Source organism: Brevinematales bacterium (assembly GCA_026415355.1).
Lineage (GTDB): Bacteria > Spirochaetota > Brevinematia > DTOW01 > DTOW01 > SKYB106.
Map to the genome: position 1 here is coordinate 1 of JAOAHF010000015.1, position 6,238 is coordinate 6,238.

Sequence of the window (6,238 nt, forward strand, 5' to 3'; positions counted from 1 at the left end):
CGTCAGATGTGTATAAGAGACAGATCCTGGGGCTGTAGAAGGTCCCAAGGGTTGGTCTGTTCGCCCATTAAAAGGGTACGTGAGCTGGGTTCAGAACGTCGTGAGACAGTTCGGTCCCAATCTGTCGCAGGCGCTTGGGTACTTGAGGGGAGTTGCTCCTAGTACGAGAGGACCGGAGTGAGGAAACCTCTGGTGTACCAGCTGTGTCACCAGATGCAGCGCTGGGTAGCCATGTTTCCAAGTGATAACCGCTGAAGGCATCTAAGCGGGAAGCACACCCCAAGATAAGGTACCCCTGAAGGACCCTGGTAGATTACCAGGTTGATAGGGTGTAGGTGTAAGCGCAGAAATGCGTTGAGCCGAGCACTACTAATAGTCCGTCCGGCACAACTATCTTTTCTATAAACCAAAAAATTAATATATTACTAAAAAAGTAAAACGTATTTTTTTTGCCTGGTGAGAATAGGGCAGAGGAAACACCCGGTTTCCATTCCGAACCCGGAAGTTAAGCTCTGCACCGCCGATGATACTGCCTCCTTCGGAGGTGGGAAAGTAGGTACTTGCCAGGCTTTTTTTGTTTGTTTTAGAGAGTCTTTATGAAAAAAGTCTCGTTTTTTCTTATCTTAATATTAACTCTGTTTTTTTATTCTTGTTCTCAGGGTATCAAAGGCAAATTTTTATCATCTCTGAGTATAGGTTCTAATTCTAATGACATATTTATATGGATTTCTTATAGTAACTCGAATTATATTTTCTATTCCTTCCAGGAGGTTTTATCCTCTACAATCGATCAGGATATCAAAAATTTCTTGGATGATAATTTTTACTTGCCTTTTGATTTAGTAGGTTATGAAGTTTGGGTTTTAAACCAATTCTCGAAGAAGATACGTATTATAAAGTCAGATCAAGGTAGAAATGTATTGTCAAAAGAGCTTCAACTCCAGTCAGAAAAGTTAGTTCAGGATATTTTAGTGAATAAAGATAAGTCATTGATGTTTCTAATCTTAGAAAATATAACACCTTCTGATGATTATCTATACTCAGTTGCTTTTTCAAAGGAAACTTTGGAAAATATTGAATTTTATGACTACTACTTTACAAACGTGTTTCGAATAGAAACTGATGATTTAGGAAATTTCTATATACTCCAGTTGCTAGGTGAAAATGTGATTAGAATTGATGTTTTTTCTTCTTCATTTATATTAGCTCTATCGAAAGAAATTAGTTTTACTAATAATGTACCAAAAGATTTTTCATTTTCATCAGCTATAGTTGTTAAGCCTTTTAATCTATTACTCAAATTTGATAGTAACAATACTTCTCAAAGAGCTACTATACTATCTATTGATCTTAATTCGGATAGTATTTCTAAAAAATACGACATTATACTTCCTAGAGAGAATTTCCAAATGATGTCTTATCTCAGAAATGGATTTGTTGCTTGTGCTACTTATAAGAATAATCTTCCTGTCCTTATATTTTTCGATCCATTTTCACCCACCTTTAAAATATCTCATGAAATGTATATTAATTTTGATTATCCTTTGATGATGAGAGGGTTTAAAATTAGTAAAGATGGGAAGATGCTATCTATGTATGCTGATTTTCCAGATAACAAAGTTTTATTCTACTACTGGGATTTGATATCTGCTAGATGATGTCATTAAGTTTAGAGAATGGTGTATTTTTAGGGTATATTTGGAAAGATTAAAGTTTGATTAAGATATTCGTGTTTCTTTATACTATCGAAGTAGAAAGTTTAGAAACTTTTAGACACAAACAGTTAAAATTACTTTTAAGGAGATAATAGATGCTAGAATATAGTGATAGTCTTGTTAGAATTCATTCTATAGGTAAGTATATAGACAAGTCTTTGACAATTCCGGGTTCTAAGAGTATTACAAACCGTGTTTTATTGATATCTGCACTGAATAGACATAGAATAACCATTAGAAATGTTCTTGTATCGGATGATACAAATCATATGTTAAAAGCGCTAAAAGATTTGGGTTTTGAAGTTGCGGTTTATACTCTTCAAAGACCTTACCGTCCAGAAATAGAAGATTTTATAGGTTTTATCCAAGGAAAAGTAAATGATAGTTTATCTGTGTCAATAGGTGGTTCTTTATCTAATGATTACTTGAATAAAACTATATATACAGGTAATTCTGGTACTACTATGAGATTTTTATGTGGCTTCTTACCTCTCTTGAAGGGGGAGTTTATTTTGGATGGCGATAGTAGAATGAGAGAGAGACCTATACGAGATTTAGTTAATGCTTTAAGGAGTTTAGGAGTTGATATTAATGATAATAATGGTTATCCTCCAGTAATTGTTAGATCTAAGTCTTATGTAAGGGGGGGTGAAGTTGTAATATCTGGTAGTATTAGTAGCCAATATATCTCTTCTCTTATGATGTCAGGACCTTATTACGAAAATGGGCTTAAAATCACTGTTTCAGATGATCTTGTTTCGAGACCTTTTGTTGATATGACTTCAAAGGTTATGTTAGACTTTGGTGTTGCTGTTAAAAATCGAGATTATAAAGTGATATCTATACCTAAATCATTTTATAATCGCAAAGACGATTATACTGTTGAGCCAGATCTTACAAATGCTTTCTACTTTTTATCAGTTCCTTGTGTAATACCTTCGAAAATTTCTGTTTACGGAGTTGGTGCTGGTACTGTTCAAGGAGATATTAGATTTGTAGAAGTTTTGCGAGAGTTGGGATGTAAAGTTGAAGTGGGAGAAGGTTATATATCAGTTGAAGGTGATGGTAACCCTAAAGGAATTGAAGTTGATATGAATGATATACCAGATCTTGTTCAGACACTTGCTGTTATATCTCTTTTTGCCGATGGTCCTACTACTGTTAGGAATGTCTACAACCTTAGGATCAAAGAAACAGATAGGATATCTGCTATTTGTAAAGAAGTTAGTAAACTGGGTGCGAGTATCGAGGAGTATAGGGATGGTTTCAAATTAATACCGAAGAAATCCTACAAACCAGTTTCAATATCAACATACAACGATCATAGAATGGCTATGAGTTTTGCTTTAGCAGGGTTGAGAATAGATGGACTTGTTATTGAAGATTATAAGTGTACTTCAAAGACTTTTCCTTCGTTCTGGAATTATTTTGAATTTTTGTACTATAACCATTTATAGTGAATTTATGAAGGAATTCATAACTAAGTTTAGATATAGCTTAAGGAGTATTTTAGAATTTGCTATTGCGAATAAGATAACAATAAGTATCGTTTTGGCAGTAGTTGTTATAGATCAAATTACTAAATATATTTCTAGGACATTTTTGGAGTATGGTAAACCTTTAAATGTTATTGGTGATTTCTTGAAATTTACTCTTGTTTTTAATAAAGGTGTCAGTTTTGGAATTCTGAACTCATCAGAGGCTACTATTATACATAGTATTTTGCCTTTTATAGTAGTTGGGATAATAATATTCCTAGTCTATATTTATATTTCAATTTCGAAAGATGTAGATGTTTCATTAATACCTTTTCTAAAAGTTGGCTTTGGGCTTGTTTGGGGTGGAGCTATTGGTAATCTTATAGATAGAATTTTCTTTTCATATGTAACGGACTTTATAGATGTTGGTATAGGTAATATTTGGAGGTTTTATATATTTAATATTGCTGATAGTTGCATAACAATAGGAACCTTGATTATCATATTTATGATGATAGTTTCGGATGTACTTAAAAGTAGGAAGCAAAAAAGTGATAGTTATGAAAATTAAAGGTCTTCTAACTGAGCTTCTTGAGATATTTGGGAAAGTTTTTGATAAGCTTGGTAAGCTTATTTACAATATAAGGAAATTTTTTGTTATAAAAAGTGCTGAAAGGGAGATTTCAAGGAAGTTGAACAGATTTAAAAGAGAATTTGATAATTTCATGAACGAATATTATGATTACTTACCTTTACCCCAAGGTAAATCGATAATTCAAAACACTTTGAAAACGGGTAAGACTTTTTATTTGGTTATTTTCAATGATGTTAGGAGAAAGTATGCAGTTATATCAGAAGTTTTTTCTGATCCTTATTTCCCTTTACCTTCAGAGTATGATTTACTTCAAAAGATAGACATAACTACTTTTATGGAGAAGATAAAAGAAAATATGCAAGCTAGGCTAATTAGCCGTAAAAATAAGATTTATTCATAGGTAGAAGGTAGGTGGTATGAGGGATATAAAAAGTATAAGAATTAACGAAAAAATAAGAGTTCCTGAGGTTAGACTTATTGATGTTGATGGTAAGCAGATAGGAATAGTTCCTATCTCAGAAGCTTTGAGAATTGCTAATGAAAAAGGACTTGATTTAGTGGAAGTTAGCCCAGAGGCAAAGCCTCCGGTTTGTAGAATAATGGATTTCGGTAAGTATAAGTACCAACTTGAAAAGAAGGAAAAAGAGGCAAAAAAGAAACAAAAAGAAATAGAAGTTAAAGAGTTTAAAATAGGTTTTAATATAAGTGATCATGATTATTCTTATAGAAAAGAGCATATGATTGAGATACTTAAGGAAGGTAATAAAGTTAAGGTTACTATTGTATTTAAGGGAAGACAAATAGCATTTAAAGACAAAGGGTATGAGTTGATTGACAAAATACAAAATGATTTGAGTGAGTATGCAATAATTGAGAAAGAACCCAAGTTTGAAGGTAAAAAACTATTTGTAGTTTTTGCTCCTAGGAAAAAGTAATTTTATTTGGGAGGAAGTATGGAGAAAGATATATTGTTTTTTGATCAAGATCCTTATGCTCCTGAAAATCACATATACAGAGTAAAAAACATTTTATTTTCGTGTAAAAGTAGGTATCAGGATGTTAAAGTTGTTGAACTTGATGGCTTTGGATTAGCTCTTACTCTTGATGGCGTTGTCCAATATACAGAGAAGGAAGAGTTTATATACCATGAAACTCTTGCCCATATTCCGTTATTTACACATCCAAATCCTAAGAATGTTTTGATTATTGGTGGTGGAGATTGTGGTGTCGCTAGAGAAGTTCTTAAACATAAGTCAGTAGAAAATCTGATTTTGGTTGATATTGATGAAATGGTTACTGAAGTATCTAAAAAGTACTTTTATCATTTGTATGGTAGTGCTTTCGAGGATAAGAGACTTAAGATAATTCATGATGATGGTTTTAAGTTTGTTAGAGATTATAAGGGAGATAAATTTGATGTGGTGCTCATTGACTTAACAGATCCTGTAGGTCCTGCTAAACCGCTCTTTGAAGAACCATTCTATAGAATGGTATCCGATGTTTTATCTTATGATGGTATAATGGCTGCTCAGACAGAGTCTATATGGTATCACAAAGATACTATATTAAGTGTCCAAAAAGCTCTAAAAAATGTTTTCCCTATAGTTGATCTTGCTTACTTTGTAACTCCAGTTTATACAGGTTATTGGTGGTCTATATCAATAGGTTCTAAAAAATATGATCCAAGAAAAGATTGTAGAACTTGTAGTTTAAATAACAAGTATTACTCAGATGATGTCAGAGAAGTATCTTTTCTACCATATTCTTTATACTCAAAACTATTGGAAGGGAAATTATTCTAGATTCATTTCGGATATCTTTTTCCTGGAAGATAGCGAATAAAGAGCTACAATCTTTGTTATTTCTATTAGGGAAGATTTTGTTATGTCTTCCTCTCTTATTCTAACTGAATAGTCTATAAACCACTTGTCAAGATTTATGTCGTAATATATGTAGAAAAATCCAAGAGATTTATTGAAGTTGTTTGCTCTTAGTAGATATTCCATAAAACCGTGAGAAGGTTTTTTATCTAGAACCATAACCGTAGAATAGAAAGTTATTATGTTCATTAGTCTGTCTTCAGAAAAATTAATAAAAACTTTCTCAGAATTGGTTTTGAAGTCTATAACTACTTTCAATGTATCTTTTGATGCTTCACCTTCAAAGAAAAAACCTTTTTCTTTATGGTTTCTAAGTATGTAAAAAGCATTTTCTTTGTTTATTTTACAGTACCCGTTGATTGATAGAAAAAACATTGCGAGTATTAGTAATTTCTTCATAAAAAAATTATCGGAAACTAAGTTTGAATTTATGATTAAAGTAGAAAATTATGAATTATTCAAGATGTAATACTGGTTTTATTGCTCCAAAAAATGTTATTAAAGCTTGGAATAAAGATTGAAAGTTTATTATGTCTTTAAGTAATTTTTTTTTTTTTTTTTTTTTTTTTT

The 6,238-nt window shown here is 32.0% G+C and carries 7 protein-coding genes and 2 rRNA genes; 8 read left to right on the plus strand and 1 reads right to left on the minus strand.

Translation table 11 applies throughout. The features are described from left to right. The 8 genes from N2712_06495 to speE all read left to right on the plus strand — a co-directional run. A 23S ribosomal RNA gene (locus N2712_06495) occupies nt 1-394 on the plus strand; the annotation flags it as partial. A 58-nt stretch (nt 395-452) separates the two neighbouring features. Further along, nucleotides 453-569: ribosomal RNA gene (gene rrf / locus N2712_06500) — 5S ribosomal RNA — on the plus strand. A gap of 27 nt (nt 570-596) precedes the next feature. Beyond that, nucleotides 597-1,658 carry a hypothetical protein gene (locus N2712_06505; protein MCX8029627.1) on the plus strand — a complete coding sequence of 354 codons (1,062 nt, stop codon included), beginning with the start codon at nt 597-599 and terminating at the stop codon, nt 1,656-1,658. 152 nt (nt 1,659-1,810) lie between these two features. Further along, nucleotides 1,811-3,172 (plus strand): 3-phosphoshikimate 1-carboxyvinyltransferase, encoded by a 1,362-nt coding sequence (aroA, locus tag N2712_06510; GenBank protein ID MCX8029628.1) that lies wholly within the window; start codon nt 1,811-1,813, stop codon nt 3,170-3,172. A 7-nt stretch (nt 3,173-3,179) separates the two neighbouring features. Beyond that, on the plus strand, nt 3,180-3,764 hold the full coding sequence (lspA, locus tag N2712_06515) for a signal peptidase II (GenBank protein ID MCX8029629.1): 585 nt from the start codon (nt 3,180-3,182) through the stop codon (nt 3,762-3,764). Beyond that, on the plus strand, nt 3,754-4,188 hold the full coding sequence (locus N2712_06520; GenBank protein ID MCX8029630.1) for a hypothetical protein: 435 nt from the start codon (nt 3,754-3,756) through the stop codon (nt 4,186-4,188). The genes lspA and N2712_06520 overlap by 11 nt, the downstream gene beginning before the upstream one ends. A gap of 16 nt (nt 4,189-4,204) precedes the next feature. After that, the gene (gene infC, locus N2712_06525; GenBank protein MCX8029631.1) at nt 4,205-4,723 is read left to right on the plus strand and encodes a translation initiation factor IF-3; all 519 of its coding nucleotides are present in this window, start codon (nt 4,205-4,207) and stop codon (nt 4,721-4,723) included. 18 nt (nt 4,724-4,741) lie between these two features. Then, nucleotides 4,742-5,590 carry a polyamine aminopropyltransferase gene (gene speE, locus N2712_06530; protein ID MCX8029632.1) on the plus strand — a complete coding sequence of 283 codons (849 nt, stop codon included), beginning with the start codon at nt 4,742-4,744 and terminating at the stop codon, nt 5,588-5,590. Here speE and N2712_06535 read toward each other — a convergent pair. Further along, nucleotides 5,582-6,067, minus strand: coding sequence for a hypothetical protein (locus tag N2712_06535; protein ID MCX8029633.1), 486 nt, complete (start codon nt 6,065-6,067; stop codon nt 5,582-5,584). The two genes, speE and N2712_06535, sit on opposite strands and share 9 nt — an antisense overlap. Nucleotides 6,068-6,238 lie beyond the last annotated feature (171 nt).

Excerpts from the sequence above, each read along its gene's own strand:
- N2712_06505 (MCX8029627.1), top strand. The coding sequence starts at position 597 with ATGAAAAAAGTCTCGTTTTTTCTTATCTTAATATTAACTCTGTTTTTT.
- aroA (MCX8029628.1), top strand. The coding sequence starts at position 1,811 with ATGCTAGAATATAGTGATAGTCTTGTTAGAATTCATTCTATAGGTAAG.
- lspA (MCX8029629.1), top strand. The coding sequence starts at position 3,180 with ATGAAGGAATTCATAACTAAGTTTAGATATAGCTTAAGGAGTATTTTA.
- N2712_06520 (MCX8029630.1), top strand. The coding sequence starts at position 3,754 with ATGAAAATTAAAGGTCTTCTAACTGAGCTTCTTGAGATATTTGGGAAA.
- infC (MCX8029631.1), top strand. The coding sequence starts at position 4,205 with ATGAGGGATATAAAAAGTATAAGAATTAACGAAAAAATAAGAGTTCCT.
- speE (MCX8029632.1), top strand. The coding sequence starts at position 4,742 with ATGGAGAAAGATATATTGTTTTTTGATCAAGATCCTTATGCTCCTGAA.
- N2712_06535 (MCX8029633.1), bottom strand. The coding sequence starts at position 6,067 with ATGAAGAAATTACTAATACTCGCAATGTTTTTTCTATCAATCAACGGG.